Below are 15078 nucleotides of genomic sequence, written 5' to 3' on the forward strand. Positions count from 1 at the left end.
GTAATTAAAATGGAAATTTGCTATGGTTATCTTATGAAAAATACTTTATAATAAGTAAATACGTAAAATTAAAACGAAATGAGTGTCAAACATGCCTGAAAGAGAACGTACATCTCCTCAATACGAGTCTTTCCACGAACTTTATAAGAACAACACTACTAAAGCGCTAACTCAAAAAGCAAAATCTCTTAAACTTACAAATTATAGTAAACTTAATAAAAAAGAATTAGTATTAGCTATCATGGAAGCTCAAATGGAAAAAGACGGCAACTATTATATGGAAGGTATCTTAGATGATATTCAACCTGACGGTTACGGTTTTTTAAGAACAGTCAACTATTCCAAGGGCGAAAAAGATATTTATATTTCTGCAAGCCAAATCCGCCGTTTTGAAATCAAACGAGGGGATAAGGTTACAGGTAAAGTCAGAAAGCCAAAAGATAATGAGAAATATTATGGTTTACTGCAAGTTGACTTCGTTAATGATCACAATGCAGAAGAAGTCAAAAAACGTCCTCACTTCCAAGCACTTACACCACTATATCCAGATGAACGTATTCGATTAGAAACAAAATCAACTAACTATTCCACACGTATTATGGACTTGGTTTCACCGATTGGTTTAGGCCAACGTGGTTTAATTGTCGCACCGCCTAAAGCAGGTAAAACAACGTTGCTTAAAGAAATTGCGAACGCCATTTCAGCAAACAAACCAGAAGCTAAATTGTTCATTTTATTAGTTGGAGAACGACCAGAAGAGGTAACAGATATTGAACGTTCAAGTGATGATGCAGAAGTAGTGCATTCAACATTTGATGAGCCGCCAGAACATCATGTGAAAGTTGCTGAATTATTACTAGAACGTGCGAAACGTTTAGTTGAAATCGGAGAAGACGTCATTATTTTAATGGACTCTATTACACGATTAGCACGTGCATACAACTTAGTTATTCCACCAAGCGGACGTACTTTATCAGGTGGTTTAGATCCGGCTTCATTACACAAACCTAAACATTTCTTTGGTGCGGCAAGAAATATTGAAGCAGGCGGCAGCTTAACGATTTTAGCCACTGCATTGATTGATACAGGTTCTAGAATGGACGATTTAATTTATGAAGAATTCAAAGGAACAGGTAACATGGAGCTTCATTTAGATCGTAAATTAGCTGAAAGACGTGTCTTCCCAGCTATTGATATTGGTCGAAGCTCAACACGTAAAGAAGAATTGCTGGTAGATAAGAAAGATTTAGAAAGCTTATGGCAATTACGTAATATGTTTACAGATTCTACAGACTTCACAGAACGTTTCATCAGAAAGTTAAAGCGTTCGAAAAATAATGAAGAATTCTTCCAACAATTACAAAAAGCAGCTGAAGACAGCAAGCGTACAGGCAAGCCGATCATTTAAATATAAATTTGATTTGTCTTCCAGAATGGGTTGCAATTTATTCTGGTAACAATTATAATTACTAAGTATTGGGTAAAAACTCACAAATAACTCTGTTCCAGATGGTTCAGGGCAAAGGAGCTGAAAATAATAATGAGACAAGGAATCCATCCTGAATACCACAAAGTAATTTTCTTAGATACTACTACTAACTATAAATTCTTAAGTGGTTCAACTAAAACATCATCAGAAACAATGGAATGGGAAGATGGTAATGAATATCCAGTTATCCGTTTAGATATTTCATCTGACTCACATCCATTCTACACAGGTCGTCAAAAATTCGCAGCAGCGGATGGCCGTGTTGAACGATTCAACAAAAAATTCGGTCTTAAATCAAACAACAATCAATAATATTGAATGTCATTTACTCTCGCTTTTGAAGCGAGAGTTTTTTTACTTTTTTGTCCGAATTCATTTGGATTTTCTTGCAGTTATTTCTCTATCAAAATTAAAAATATGATATAATGAGATGATTTTGTTTTGAAAAGGAAGGAAAAGCATAATGTATGAAACTTATCATTCCGGCTGGATTGAATGTATTACCGGCAGCATGTTCAGCGGTAAATCTGAAGAATTAATCCGCAGATTAAAACGCGGCATGTATGCAAAACAGAAAGTCGTTGTATTTAAACCTGCAATAGATAATCGTTACCATAAAGAAAAAGTGGTATCGCATAATGGTAATGCGATAGAAGCCATTACAATTAAAGCAGCTGAAGAAATCTTTGAACAGGATTTAACAGGGGTAGATGTCATCGGTATTGATGAAGTACAATTCTTTGAACATTCAGTAGTAGATATCGCACAAGAGTTGGCTGAACAAGGTCATCGTGTGATTGTTGCTGGATTGGATATGGATTTCAGAGGTGAACCTTTTGAACCGATGCCTCAACTAATGGCAGTCAGTGAACTTGTCACAAAGTTACAAGCCGTTTGTGCAGTCTGTGGTGCACCTGCCAGCAGAACGCAACGTTTGATTAATGGCAGACCTGCCAAAGCGGATGATCCGATTATTATGGTTGGTGCAGATGAAAGTTATGAACCAAGATGTCGTGCACATCATATTGTCGCACCAAGTGAGACTGAGAAGGAGGAATTATAATCATGTTTGATCAATTAGACATTGTTGAAGAACGTTATGAACAGTTGAACGAATTACTGAGTGATCCAGATGTGGTCAGTGATTCTGATAAACTGCGTGAATACTCAAAAGAACAATCTGATTTACAAAAAACAGTAGATGTTTATCGTGAGTATAAACAAAACAAAGAAGATATTGAAGAAATGAATGAAATGCTGAATGAAACAACAGACAAAGAAGAAGTCGACATGTTGAAATCAGATATCAGCGAATTAAAAAATACATTACCTGATTTAGAAGAACAATTAAAACTATTATTGATTCCTAAAGACCCAAATGATGACAAGAACGTTGTCGTTGAAATCCGTGCCGCAGCAGGTGGAGATGAAGCAGCCATCTTTGCGGGTGATTTATACCGTATGTATTCACGTTACAGTGAAGCACTAGGATATAAAACTGAAGTCATTGAAATGAATGACAGTGACCATGGCGGTTTCAAAGAAATCAGCTTTATTATCAATGGTCAAGGTGCTTATTCTAAATTGAAATACGAAAATGGCGCACACCGTGTACAACGTGTACCTGAAACTGAATCAGGCGGTCGTATTCATACGTCAACTGCTACTGTAGCGGTACTGCCTGAAGCGGAAGATGTAGAAATTGAAATTAGAAATGAAGACTTGAAAATTGAAACATATCGTTCAAGTGGTTCAGGTGGTCAGCACGTCAATACGACTGACTCAGCAGTACGTATTACGCATTTACCAACAGGTATTATTGCGACATCATCTGAAAAATCACAAATTCAAAACCGTGAAAAAGCATTGAAAGTGTTGAAAGCACGTGTGTATGATATGAAATTACAAGAAGAACAAGAAAAATACGCATCTGAAAGAAAATCAGCAGTGGGTACTGGGGACCGTTCAGAACGTATTCGTACGTATAACTATCCACAAAATCGTGTCACTGATCACCGTATCGGTTTAACAATTCAAAAGTTAGATCAAATTATCGAAGGTAAATTAGATGAAATTATCGATGCGTTAACAATGTCTGAACAGACAGAGAAATTGAAAGAATTGAACAACGTTGAATTATAAAGAAGCGGTTCAAGCTGCCTCAAAACAAGCGACTGCTCGTGGTTATGAATCGAAACGCGCAGAATGGCTGTTGCTAGATTTATTAGATTGGTCGTTGACGGACTATGTAATGCATATGCAGGATACCATGCCAGAAGAACATGAACGGTTATATCAACAAGCGGTCGAACGTATGTTGACAGGGGAACCGATTCAATATATCACTGGCTTTCAAAGTTTCTTAGGAGAAAAGTTTCAAGTAGATGAACGTTGCTTAATACCAAGACCTGAAACAGAAGAAGTGCTCATGTACTTTTTAGAACGTTTGCCTAAGCAAAGTGTGGCGGCAGATATTGGGACGGGAAGCGGTATTTTAGCTGTCTCCTTAAAACGTTTAGAACCAAGTTTGACAGTGTATGCGTCAGATTTATATGAAGGACCGTTAACTATTGCTGAAGCTAATGCGAAGCTGCATCAAACAGAAATTGCTTTTATACAAGGCAGTGACTTGGAACCTTACATTAAACAAGGTATTCGTTTAGATGGTTTGATTTCTAATCCGCCGTATATTGATGAAAGTGAATCTGTCGATATGGCCGAAACAGTTTTGAATTATGAACCACATCAAGCTTTATTCGCAGATGAACAAGGTTTAGCGATTTATCGTGCGATCATTGAAAAATTGCCGTATGTTTTAAATGATCAGGCACTTGTCGTCTTTGAAATCGGTTATAATCAAGGCGCAGTATTAAAAACGATGATTGAAACCATGTATCCAAAAGTACAAGTTGAAGTCGTCGCTGATATTAATCAAAATGATCGAATTGTCGCATTTAAATGGTCAGCTTAAACAGAGGATGAGAAGTTATGGGAGAAGAAGGGGAATCGCACATTCCCTGTTCTCGCATAACTTCTTATTTTGTTTTACAATTAAATTGAAAGGACGTGCAGCAGAAAATGATGACAAAAACATGGGATTTACGTAACCAATTACAGACAGAACAAGGTCAACGTGCATTAAATGAAATCAGTGACATCTATCATGCGGGCGGTTTAGTCGCAATTCCGACAGAGACAGTTTATGGATTAGGAGCTAACGCATGTGATGATCAAGCCGTACGTCGTATCTATGAAGCGAAAGGACGTCCATCTGATAATCCTTTAATCATTCATATTCATGATAAAAGCCAATTGAATGATTTTGTGGCTTCTTATTCAAAAGAAGTGGAACAATTAATGGATGCGTTTTGGCCAGGGCCGATTTCTTTTATCTTACCGTTGAAACCAGGTTACTTATGTGAACGTGTCTCAGGAGGTCTTGACTCTATCGCAGTGAGAATGCCGAGTCATCCTATTGGTCGTGCTATTTTGAAATATACAAATCTGCCGATTGCTGCACCGAGTGCTAATATTAGCGGCAGACCTTCACCTACAACTTTCTCACATGTCTTTAATGATATGGACGGACGGGTAGAAGGAATAGTAAATGGTGATCAAAGTGAAGAAGGTTTAGAAAGTACAGTACTTGACTGCACACAATATCCTTATAGAATTGCAAGACCAGGTGCGATAACAGAAGAAATGATTGACTCTGTATTGCCAGGTTCTGTAGACCACGATGCACAATTAAATACAGAAAAACCAATCGCACCAGGTATGAAGTATAAACATTATTCACCACAAACACCTGTAGCGATGCTGACAAGTTTAACACAAGCTATTTCAGAGGATAAAGATTGGTCGCATACATTGTTTGCGGTACCTGCGACATTGCAAGCTTACTTGCCAAAAGATGCTATTTATCGCGAACTTGCAAAAGATGTCACTGATTTAAAATCCGCAAATCATATGCTATATCAAATTCTGCACGAGCTTGATACGGATGAATCCATTGAACAAGGTTATATTTATCGTTTTGAACCTACAGATGAAAGTACAGCTTTCTTAAATCGTTTAGAAAAAGCAACAGGTAATCAACAAATAGGAGCGGATCAACTGTGAAAATAATCTTTGTTTGTACAGGAAATACATGTCGCAGTCCAATGGCTGAAAGTATTGCGAAATCATTAATGCCTGAACATACCTTTTATTCAAGAGGTTTATTTGCGATGAATGGTCAAACTGCAGCTGCACATACACAATCTATTTTAGAAGAAAAAAATTTAGATTCGCCGACAAAGGCTTGTCAGTTGTCTGAAAGTGATTTAGATGCAGACTTGATTTTGACAATGACTGAAGGACATAAGCAACAACTTGAAATGATGTATGCGCAACCATTACCGGTATATACGCTTTATGAGTTTGCAGGCCAAAAAGGTGAAGTTTCAGATCCCTATGGCGGAGACCTCAATCAATACCAACAGATTTATAATGAACTGAATTACTTATTGAACGAAGTGAAGTTAAGATTGGAAAAAGATGTTAATAATTAGTATGAGTTGAGCTTTAAATGCGTTATAATAGCAACTATATAGCATCGTTTGCTTTACATAAGCGAGAACTTTTCTGTTTTCGCTTGAGATGAGTTTACAAAGGGGTGGAATTAAATGGAAAATTTGAAGTTATTGCTTAATGAGTTAAAAGAACAAGATTTCTTCAAACCCGGAGAAATTTGTGTTATTGGTTGTTCAACATCTGAGGTTATCGGTGAGCGAATCGGCTCAGTCGGTTCAATGGAAGTAGCACAAGAAATCTTTGATGCTTTGATGGAAATCCGTAAAGAGACAGGTGTCACTTTTGCATTCCAAGGTTGCGAGCATATCAATAGGGCAATTACTATCGAAAGAGAACATTTCAATCCACTTACAATGGAAGAAGTTACAGTTGTGCCCGCAACGCATGCTGGCGGCAGTATGTCGACATATGCTTATCGTCACTTAGACAATCCGATGGTTGTTGAACATATCACTGCTGATTGCGGTATTGATATCGGTCAAACAATGATCGGTATGCATATCAAACATGTTGCAGTACCTGTACGTACTTCAGTGAAGCGTGTCGGGGATGCGGTCGTGACACTTGCGACTTCTAGACCTAAGCTAATCGGCGGCGAACGTGCTCACTATACTTTATAACTAAATGAATTGGGGGAATGATGTCATGTCATTTATCGAAAAGGAAGACAAAGCAGTATTTGAAGCTATTCAAAACGAATACAATCGTCAGAATAACAACATTGAATTAATCGCATCAGAAAACTTTGTGTCAGAAGCAGTAATGGAAGCACAAGGTTCAGTATTGACTAACAAGTATGCTGAAGGTTACCCAGGACGCCGTTATTATGGCGGCTGCCAATTTGTAGATGTAACAGAAACATTAGCGATTGAACGTGCGAAAGAGTTATTTGGTGCAGAACACGTTAACGTACAACCACATTCAGGTTCACAAGCAAACATGGCAGTTTATTTAGTTGCATTGGATTACGGTGACACTGTATTAGGTATGAACTTAAGCCATGGCGGTCACTTGACACATGGTGCTAAAGTCAACTTCAGCGGACAATTTTATAACTTTGTCGAATACGGTGTAGATAAAGAAACAGAACGCATCGATTACGAAGAGGTACGTCGTCTTGCGAAAGAAAACAAACCTAAATTAATCGTTGCGGGAGCATCAGCTTACCCAAGAGAAATCGACTTCAAGAAATTCAAAGAAATTGCTGATGAAGTCGGTGCTAAATTAATGGTAGACATGGCACATATCGCTGGTTTAGTAGCTGCAGGTTTACATCAAAACCCAGTAGACTATGCTGATTTTGTGACAACTACAACGCATAAAACTTTAAGAGGCCCTCGTGGCGGTATGATTCTTACTAAAAAAGAATATGCGAAACAAATTGATAAAACAATTTTCCCAGGTATTCAAGGTGGACCATTAGAACATGTTATTGCGGCAAAAGCAGTAGCATTCGGTGAAGCATTGCAACCTGAGTTCAAAGTTTATCAAGAACAAGTCATCAAAAATGCAAAAGCATTAGCTGATACGTTAATCAATGAAGGCTTCAGAGTTGTTTCTGGTGGTACAGAAAACCACTTAGTAGCGGTTGATGTTAAAGGTTCATTTGGTATTACAGGTAAAGAAGCGGAAGAAGCATTAGATGAAGTGGGCATTACTTGTAACAAAAACACAATTCCATTTGACCAAGAAAAACCATTCGTAACAAGCGGTTTACGTTTAGGTACACCAGCTGCAACAACACGTGGATTCGATGAAAAAGACTTTGAAGAAGTAGGTAAAATCATCAGCCTAGTTGTTCAAAATCCTAAAGATGAAGCGAAGTTAAAAGAAGCTTCTGAACGCGTACAAGCTTTGACTTCAAAACATCCACTATATAAATAAGAGAACAAGGAGGCTATTCCTTTATGGGAAAAGTACATGTATTTGATCATCCGTTAATTCAACACAAATTAAGTTACATCCGTGACGTACACACTGGAACAAAAGAGTTCAGAGAGTTAGTAGACGAAGTCGGTATGTTAATGGCATATGAAGTGACAAGAGATCTGGAACTTCAAGATGTTGAAATCGAAACGCCCGTGACTAAAACGGTAGCGAAAAGATTATCTGGTAAAAAACTAGCGTTTGTACCGATTCTTAGAGCTGGTTTAGGTATGACACAAGGTGTCTTAAGCTTAATCCCTGCAGCGCGTGTCGGTCATGTCGGTTTATATCGTGACCCAGAAACATTGGAAGCAGTCGAATACTTTGTTAAATTGCCTCAAGATATTGAGGAAAGACAAATTATTGTCGTAGATCCAATGTTAGCAACAGGTGCTTCAGCAATTGAAGCTATCAACTCGTTGAAAAATCGTGGTGCGAAACATATTCGTTTCATGTGCTTGATTGCTGCGCCTGAAGGTGTGGAATTACTTCAAGAAGCGCACCCGGATGTTGATATTTATATTGCAGCACTTGATGAAAAATTGAATGATAAAGCATATATCATCCCAGGTTTAGGTGATGCTGGAGACCGTTTATTCGGTACAAAATAAGAAGTGTTCAGCAGTCACACATATTAACCTATGTGCATGCTTTAAATGGAAATAAGAGATAAATAGATATAAGAGTATGCAAATTGTTTAGCGTAGATGAACAGAAAGTTCAATCTGTGATGCCATAACATTGCATACTCTTTCTCTGTATAGGAGGCATTGACTTGAAGAAAATAATGACAATCTTCGGCACGCGACCTGAAGCAATCAAAATGGCGCCATTAGTCAATCAATTAAAACATGAAGAAGCGCTAGAACCTATGGTTGTCGTTACGGCTCAACATAGAGAAATGCTTGATGCTGTACTAGAAACGTTTGATATTCAACCAGATTATGATTTAAATATTATGAAGGCAGGGCAAACATTATCAGATATTACTTCTAGAGTTTTAAAAGGATTGGAAGCTATTATTCAACAAGAGAAACCAGATATGATATTAGTCCATGGTGATACGATGACTGCATTTGCCAGCGGTTTAGCAGCATTTTACAATCAAGTCGCTATAGGTCATGTAGAAGCTGGATTAAGAACTTGGAATAAGTATTCGCCTTATCCTGAAGAGATGAATCGCCAAATGATCAGCTGTTTATCAGATATTCATTTTGCGCCGACAAAACAAGCGAAAGCGAATCTATTAAAAGAGAATATACCTAGCGCTAAAGTTGTAATTACAGGCAACACTGCCATTGATGCTATGAATACTACAATTCAAAAGGATTATCATTCAGAAGTGATGAAACGTCATAAAGGCAAGCGCGTTATTTTATTGACAGCGCATCGTAGAGAAAATTTAGGTGAACCCATGGCACATATTTTCAGTGCAGCACGAAGATTAGTGGAAGCTCATGAGGATGTGGTGTTGGTTTATCCTATGCATAAGAATCCTAAAGTACGTGAAATTGCACAACAGTATCTCAGTGATCATGATCGCATAGAATTGATAGAACCTTTAGATGTCGTAGATTTTCATAACTTTGCCCATCAGTCTTATTTGATACTGACAGATTCAGGCGGTATTCAAGAAGAAGCACCATCTTTAGGCAAACCAGTTTTAGTATTAAGAGATACAACAGAACGACCTGAAGGTGTAGAAGCGGGTACCTTGAAATTGACTGGTACGGAGGAAGAAGATGTGTATCGAGAAGCTGAATTATTATTAACGAATCAAGCACTTTATCAGCAAATGAGTGAAACTGCCAATCCTTATGGAGATGGTAAAGCTTCGAAACGCATTTGTGACAATATTAAGTATTATTTTAATCTGACAAGCGAAAAACCTGTAGATTTTAATGAAAATAAAGACAATTATGAATGATTTGTTAAAAATGTGTCTAATTTGTGACAAAAATCACTCATAAGAATTGCATGTTTTGAATGTAATTGACACGCGTTCCATTGCTATATTATGATTAAAAATGTATGGATGAAATGGTTTACAAATGATTCGTATCTCCATGTGAAATGAGGCACAATAAATGAAACAGTTCAACTTAATTTTTAAGCAATATCTTCAATATTACATTTATTGGTTGTTAGCCTTGGTTGTAATAGCAATTTTTATACCAAAGCCTTTCATTATTGGTCTTATCATCGGTTCATTTGGTTCCTTGATCAATACATACATCTTTGAATTATATTTATCTCAGGCGCAGAAACAAGAAACGTCTCAGATATCTACAGGTGGGATATGGCGCTTTTTAGTGGCACTTGCTGCTTGTATTATCTGGGTTTATTTCAAAAACCAAGTGAATATTATTGGTGTAATGATTGGTTTAATGATTTCATACTTATTAATCATTTTTCGACCATTTCTTCACAAAATGTAATACAAATCAACGAATGAAAGAGGTGAGTATTATATGCAACATAAAAGCCCTGTAGTTACATGGGAGCTATTTGGTTTAGATATCAAATTCAACTTGGCTAGTATTTTAATGGTAATTATTACAGCAATTATTGTTTTAGCAATAGCCATAGCTTGTACACGTAACTTACAGAAACGACCGACTGGCAAACAGAACTTCATCGAATGGGTCTTTGACTTTGTTAGAGGCATCATCGAGAGTAACCTTGCATGGAGACATGGCGGTCAATTCCACTTCTTGGCAGTAACATTAATTATGTTTATCTTTATCGGTAACATGTTAGGACTGCCATTTGCGATAGTCATCGACCATACGCTATGGTGGAAATCTCCGACAGCTGATGCCACAGTTACTCTGACGTTGGCAATGTTAATGATTCTGTTGACACATTACTACGGTATCAAGTTGCGCGGAGCGAAAGGTTACTTTAAAAATTATGCTCAGCCTTTCTTAGCGTTAACACCTGTCAATATATTTGAAGAATTTACAAATACATTGACGCTCGGTCTACGTTTATACGGTAATATTTACGCTGGTGAAATTTTAATCGGCTTATTATCTACTTTAATCATAGGCCATGCAGCTTGGGGTTGGATTATCGGTATTCCAGGCTTAATTGCTTGGCAAGCATTCTCGATTTTCATCGGTACGATCCAAGCGTATATCTTTATCATGTTATCCATGGTATACATGTCCCACAAAGTTGCGGACGACCACTAGTTTTTCCACATTAAAATTTTATAAAAATATTTAGGAGGATTTTTTAATATGAATTTAATCGCAGCGGCAATCGCAATTGGTTTATCAGCACTTGGTGCAGGTATTGGTAACGGTCTTATTGTATCTAGAACAGTTGAAGGTGTAGCACGTCAACCAGAAGCACGTGGACAATTAATGTCAATCATGTTCATCGGTATCGGTTTAGTTGAGGCATTACCTATCCTTGGCCTTGTTATCACATTCATCGTCTTATTCATGTAATTTATACATCGATACTAACGGCGAAGTCTCACATCGACTCTCGCCATTTCTTTCGTAAACAACTATCGTAAGAGCCAATAGAGGACTTTGAATGAAAGGAGTGTCCAAGTACTGTGACTGCGACTACAAACACATTAGTTTTAGGTGCTGCAGGCGGCGGTGTTGAATGGGGTTCAGCATTAGTAACATTAATTACTTTCTTAATCCTTTTAGCATTGCTTAAAAAGTTCGCATGGGGTCCATTGAAACAAGTCATGGATAAACGTGAACGCGATATCAACAAAGATATCGATGATGCAGAACAAGCTAAAATTAATGCTCAAAAATTAGAAGAACGAAATAGACAAACACTAAGAGAAACTCAAGAAGAGGTTCAAAAAATCTTAGAAGAAGCAAAAGTTCAAGCGCGTGACCAACATGAACAAATCATTCATGAAGCTAACGTCCGTGCAAACGGCATGATTGAAACTGCACAAAGTGAAATCAACAGCCAAAAAGAACGTGCAATCTCTGAAATCAACGATGAAGTTTCTAAACTATCAGTTCTGATTGCATCTAAAATTTTACAAAAAGATATCTCAGAACAAGATCAAAAAGACTTGATCGACAAGTACATTAAAGAGGTAGGGGATAAATAATGGCAGATGTTGCTAAAAAATATGCCCAAGCACTGTATGAAACGTCACTCGATAAAGATGTTTTAGATTTAATGTACGATGAATTTGCTGTTATTGATGAAGCAGTAATTCCTTATAAAGAGAAATTAAAATCTTTCGATGAAGATCCAAAGAATATTGCACAAAACCGCAAAGCTTTTGTTGATGCAACATTCCAAGATATCAATGAATACTTAAAAAACATGTTATATGTCTTAGCTGAAAATCGAAATCTTGCGATTATCTCTGAAGTATTCAGAGCATTCCAAGGTTTATACAATCAACACTATAATCAAGACTTTGCAACGGTTGAGTCTGTATATGAGCTTTCTCCAGAAGAACTGGACAAAGTAGGGGAGTCTTTAATTCAACGTACAGGACTTGAAAGAGTCATTCTTACAAATGAAATCAATCCAGCACTCATCGGCGGGTTGAGAACAACTGTAGGAACTAAAGTATATGACGGCAGTATTCAAAATGATCTTATTAACTTAGAGAGAAGATTTACTAGAACGAAATAATAATTATAGAGGAGTGACATAGATGGCCATAAAAGCTGAAGAGATTAGTGCATTACTTCGCTCACAAATTGAAAATTATGAGTCAGAGATGTCTGTTACTGATGTTGGTACAGTAATTCAGATTGGTGACGGTATTGCATTAGTTCACGGATTAAACGACGTTATGGCTGGTGAGTTAGTAGAATTCCATAATGGTGTGCTTGGACTAGCTCAAAACTTAGAAGAATCTAACGTCGGTATTGTAATTTTAGGACCATACACTGACATTAAAGAAGGCGACGAAGTTAAACGTACAGGACGTATCATGGAGGTGCCTGTAGGTGAAGAATTAATCGGTCGTGTCGTGAATCCATTAGGTCAACCACTTGATGGACAAGGTCCAATTGAAACAAATAAAACACGCCCAGTTGAAGAAAAAGCAACAGGCGTTATGGCAAGAAAATCAGTTGACGAACCATTACAAACAGGTATTAAAGCGATTGACGCATTAGTACCAATCGGTCGTGGTCAACGTGAGTTAATCATCGGTGACCGTCAAACTGGTAAAACAACAATTGCAATCGATACAATCTTGAACCAAGCGGATCAAGACATGATTTGTATCTATGTAGCAATTGGTCAAAAAGAATCAACAGTACGTGCGACTGTAGAAAAATTAAGACAGCATGGTGCTTTAGATTACACAATCGTTGTAACTGCGTCAGCAGCTGACCCAGCTCCATTATTATACATTGCGCCATATGCAGGTGTAGCAATGGGTGAAGAATTCATGTTCGACGGTAAACAAGTGTTAATCGTTTATGATGATTTAACTAAACAAGCAGCAGCTTACCGTGAACTTTCATTATTACTTCGCAGACCACCAGGTCGTGAAGCATACCCAGGTGACGTTTTCTATCTACATAGTAGATTATTAGAACGTGCAGCTAAATTGAACGATGAATTAGGTGGCGGTTCAATTACTGCATTACCTATCATTGAAACACAAGCCGGAGATATCTCTGCTTATGTTCCAACAAACGTAATCTCAATCACTGATGGACAAATCTTCTTAGAATCAGACTTGTTCTTCTCAGGGGTACGTCCAGCGATCAACGCCGGATTCTCAGTATCTCGTGTAGGTGGTTCAGCGCAAATTAAAGCAATGAAAAAAGTTGCGGGTACTTTACGTTTAGACTTAGCTTCATACCGTGAGTTAGAATCATTCGCGCAATTCGGTTCAGACTTAGATGAATTCACAGCAAGAAAATTAGAACGTGGTAAACGTACAGTTGAAGTTCTTAAACAAGGACAAGGCGAACCATTACCAGTTCAAAATGAAGTATTAATCATCTACGCATTAGTTAATGGCTTCTTAGATGATATCCCAGTTCAAGACGTTCAACGTTTTGAAGCAGAAATCATCAGCTGGACTAAAAACAATGCGCCAGAAATCTTAGATGAAATCAAAACAAAAGGTACTTTACCTGACAAAGAAAAAATGAACAGCGCAATTGAAAACTTCAAACGCAGTTTCAGTATTTCTGAAGAGTAAGATGAAGCGAAGTATAAATAAGGTGGTGAAATAATGGGATCTCTAAAGGATATTGATTCAAGAATCAAGTCGACGAAAAAAATGAATCAAATTACCAAAGCGATGAACATGGTAGCGAGTTCTAAGCTCAACAGAGCACAACGTAACACGAACCAGTTCAAACCTTACATGGAAAAAATGCAAAATGCGATTACAGCAGTTGCAGGCCAAACGACTTCTAATCATCCGATGCTGAAGAAACGTCCGGTTAAAAAACGTGGTTACTTAGTTATTTCAAGTGATCGTGGATTAGCTGGTGCATATAACGCAAATATCTTGAAGAAAGTGGTACAAGATATCGAAGCGCGTGGTGAAAGTCAGAGCGATTATAAATTACTCGTTCTTGGTAAAGTAGGTATTGATTTCTTCAAAAACAGAGACTATGAAGTAGACTTTGCACTGCCGGATGTTCCAGATCAACCGTCATACAAAGATATTTCTTCTGTAACGAAGAAAGCAATCGATTTATATAGCAACGGTGATATTGATGAGTTGGAAATTTACTACAACAAATTCGTCAACGTTCTTGAAAATACGCCAACTGCAAGAAGAGTATTACCATTAGCAGAAGAAGATACAAGTTCAGGACATGGACAAATGTCTTCATATGAATTCGAACCAGATAAAGAATCAATTTTAAATATTATTTTGCCGCAATATGTAGAAAGCTTAATTTACGGCTCAATTCTGAATGCGAAAGCCAGCGAGCACGCATCTAGAATGACTGCCATGAAGAATGCTTCTGATAATGCGAGCGACCTTATTGACGATTTATCATTAGAATATAACCGAGCACGTCAAGCAGCAATCACACAACAAATTACTGAGATTGTCGGTGGCGCAACAGCTCTTGAATAGTATATTAAAGGAGGAAAAAAGA

18 protein-coding genes are annotated in these 15078 nt (G+C 37.5%); all 18 read left to right on the forward strand.

What is annotated here, in order from left to right; all coding sequences use genetic code 11:
• Window positions 1-91 precede the first annotated feature (91 nt).
• The 18 genes from rho (at window position 92) to atpG (ending at window position 15056) form a co-directional block, all read left to right on the forward strand.
• Window positions 92-1408: a transcription termination factor Rho gene (rho, locus tag MUA87_RS04135; protein WP_002481801.1), complete on the forward strand. Its 1317-nt coding sequence runs from the start codon at window positions 92-94 to the stop codon at window positions 1406-1408.
• 132 nt (window positions 1409-1540) lie between these two features.
• Window positions 1541-1801, forward strand: coding sequence for a type B 50S ribosomal protein L31 (locus MUA87_RS04140; protein ID WP_002481800.1), 261 nt, complete (start codon window positions 1541-1543; stop codon window positions 1799-1801).
• Between the two features lie 151 nt (window positions 1802-1952).
• A complete protein-coding gene (locus MUA87_RS04145) occupies window positions 1953-2552 on the forward strand; it encodes a thymidine kinase (protein WP_002481799.1) in 600 nt (199 codons plus the stop codon).
• 2 nt (window positions 2553-2554) lie between these two features.
• Window positions 2555-3631 (forward strand): peptide chain release factor 1, encoded by a 1077-nt coding sequence (gene prfA / locus MUA87_RS04150; protein ID WP_023016117.1) that lies wholly within the window; start codon window positions 2555-2557, stop codon window positions 3629-3631.
• Entirely contained in the window at window positions 3621-4460 is an 840-nt protein-coding gene (gene prmC / locus MUA87_RS04155; protein WP_262551326.1) for a peptide chain release factor N(5)-glutamine methyltransferase, read from the forward strand. Before prfA ends, prmC begins: the two co-directional genes overlap by 11 nt.
• A gap of 107 nt (window positions 4461-4567) precedes the next feature.
• The gene (locus MUA87_RS04160) at window positions 4568-5611 is read left to right on the forward strand and encodes an L-threonylcarbamoyladenylate synthase (RefSeq protein ID WP_002481796.1); all 1044 of its coding nucleotides are present in this window, start codon (window positions 4568-4570) and stop codon (window positions 5609-5611) included.
• Window positions 5608-6042 (forward strand): low molecular weight protein arginine phosphatase, encoded by a 435-nt coding sequence (locus tag MUA87_RS04165; RefSeq protein ID WP_002481795.1) that lies wholly within the window; start codon window positions 5608-5610, stop codon window positions 6040-6042. The genes MUA87_RS04160 and MUA87_RS04165 overlap by 4 nt, the downstream gene beginning before the upstream one ends.
• Before the next feature lie 114 nt (window positions 6043-6156).
• Window positions 6157-6684, forward strand: coding sequence for a TIGR01440 family protein (locus tag MUA87_RS04170; RefSeq protein WP_023016114.1), 528 nt, complete (start codon window positions 6157-6159; stop codon window positions 6682-6684).
• 25 nt (window positions 6685-6709) lie between these two features.
• Window positions 6710-7948: a serine hydroxymethyltransferase gene (locus MUA87_RS04175; RefSeq protein WP_002481793.1), complete on the forward strand. Its 1239-nt coding sequence runs from the start codon at window positions 6710-6712 to the stop codon at window positions 7946-7948.
• 23 nt (window positions 7949-7971) lie between these two features.
• A complete protein-coding gene (upp, locus tag MUA87_RS04180) occupies window positions 7972-8601 on the forward strand; it encodes a uracil phosphoribosyltransferase (RefSeq protein ID WP_002481792.1) in 630 nt (209 codons plus the stop codon).
• 164 nt (window positions 8602-8765) lie between these two features.
• On the forward strand, window positions 8766-9917 hold the full coding sequence (wecB, locus tag MUA87_RS04185; protein WP_262551327.1) for a non-hydrolyzing UDP-N-acetylglucosamine 2-epimerase: 1152 nt from the start codon (window positions 8766-8768) through the stop codon (window positions 9915-9917).
• Between the two features lie 160 nt (window positions 9918-10077).
• Window positions 10078-10428, forward strand: a complete 351-nt coding sequence (locus tag MUA87_RS04190; RefSeq protein WP_002481790.1) for an ATP synthase subunit I — start codon at window positions 10078-10080, stop codon at window positions 10426-10428.
• A 33-nt stretch (window positions 10429-10461) separates the two neighbouring features.
• Window positions 10462-11187: a F0F1 ATP synthase subunit A gene (gene atpB, locus MUA87_RS04195; protein ID WP_002481789.1), complete on the forward strand. Its 726-nt coding sequence runs from the start codon at window positions 10462-10464 to the stop codon at window positions 11185-11187.
• A 48-nt stretch (window positions 11188-11235) separates the two neighbouring features.
• Window positions 11236-11448 carry a F0F1 ATP synthase subunit C gene (atpE, locus tag MUA87_RS04200; protein WP_002481788.1) on the forward strand — a complete coding sequence of 71 codons (213 nt, stop codon included), beginning with the start codon at window positions 11236-11238 and terminating at the stop codon, window positions 11446-11448.
• Between the two features lie 113 nt (window positions 11449-11561).
• Entirely contained in the window at window positions 11562-12086 is a 525-nt protein-coding gene (locus MUA87_RS04205; protein WP_002481787.1) for a F0F1 ATP synthase subunit B, read from the forward strand.
• Window positions 12086-12625: a F0F1 ATP synthase subunit delta gene (locus tag MUA87_RS04210; RefSeq protein WP_002481786.1), complete on the forward strand. Its 540-nt coding sequence runs from the start codon at window positions 12086-12088 to the stop codon at window positions 12623-12625. Before MUA87_RS04205 ends, MUA87_RS04210 begins: the two co-directional genes overlap by 1 nt.
• Window positions 12626-12647: 22 nt before the next feature.
• Window positions 12648-14159: a F0F1 ATP synthase subunit alpha gene (atpA, locus tag MUA87_RS04215; RefSeq protein WP_002481785.1), complete on the forward strand. Its 1512-nt coding sequence runs from the start codon at window positions 12648-12650 to the stop codon at window positions 14157-14159.
• Window positions 14160-14192: 33 nt separating this feature from the next.
• A complete protein-coding gene (gene atpG, locus MUA87_RS04220; RefSeq protein ID WP_002481784.1) occupies window positions 14193-15056 on the forward strand; it encodes an ATP synthase F1 subunit gamma in 864 nt (287 codons plus the stop codon).
• Window positions 15057-15078: the final 22 nt, after the last annotated feature.

Origin of the sequence: Staphylococcus simulans (assembly GCF_025561465.1) — a bacterium.
Classification (GTDB): Bacteria; Bacillota; Bacilli; order Staphylococcales; family Staphylococcaceae; genus Staphylococcus; species Staphylococcus simulans.

Bases quoted from the DNA above. Each gene is read 5' to 3' on its own strand.
- MUA87_RS04210 (WP_002481786.1), top strand. From the start codon at position 12,086: ATGGCAGATGTTGCTAAAAAATATGCCCAAGCACTGTATGAAACGTCA.
- MUA87_RS04170 (WP_023016114.1), top strand. From the start codon at position 6,157: ATGGAAAATTTGAAGTTATTGCTTAATGAGTTAAAAGAACAAGATTTC.
- atpG (WP_002481784.1), top strand. From the start codon at position 14,193: ATGGGATCTCTAAAGGATATTGATTCAAGAATCAAGTCGACGAAAAAA.
- MUA87_RS04140 (WP_002481800.1), top strand. From the start codon at position 1,541: ATGAGACAAGGAATCCATCCTGAATACCACAAAGTAATTTTCTTAGAT.
- atpA (WP_002481785.1), top strand. From the start codon at position 12,648: ATGGCCATAAAAGCTGAAGAGATTAGTGCATTACTTCGCTCACAAATT.
- upp (WP_002481792.1), top strand. From the start codon at position 7,972: ATGGGAAAAGTACATGTATTTGATCATCCGTTAATTCAACACAAATTA.
- atpB (WP_002481789.1), top strand. From the start codon at position 10,462: ATGCAACATAAAAGCCCTGTAGTTACATGGGAGCTATTTGGTTTAGAT.
- rho (WP_002481801.1), top strand. From the start codon at position 92: ATGCCTGAAAGAGAACGTACATCTCCTCAATACGAGTCTTTCCACGAA.
- prfA (WP_023016117.1), top strand. From the start codon at position 2,555: ATGTTTGATCAATTAGACATTGTTGAAGAACGTTATGAACAGTTGAAC.
- MUA87_RS04145 (WP_002481799.1), top strand. From the start codon at position 1,953: ATGTATGAAACTTATCATTCCGGCTGGATTGAATGTATTACCGGCAGC.
- atpE (WP_002481788.1), top strand. From the start codon at position 11,236: ATGAATTTAATCGCAGCGGCAATCGCAATTGGTTTATCAGCACTTGGT.
- MUA87_RS04190 (WP_002481790.1), top strand. From the start codon at position 10,078: ATGAAACAGTTCAACTTAATTTTTAAGCAATATCTTCAATATTACATT.
- MUA87_RS04160 (WP_002481796.1), top strand. From the start codon at position 4,568: ATGATGACAAAAACATGGGATTTACGTAACCAATTACAGACAGAACAA.
- MUA87_RS04175 (WP_002481793.1), top strand. From the start codon at position 6,710: ATGTCATTTATCGAAAAGGAAGACAAAGCAGTATTTGAAGCTATTCAA.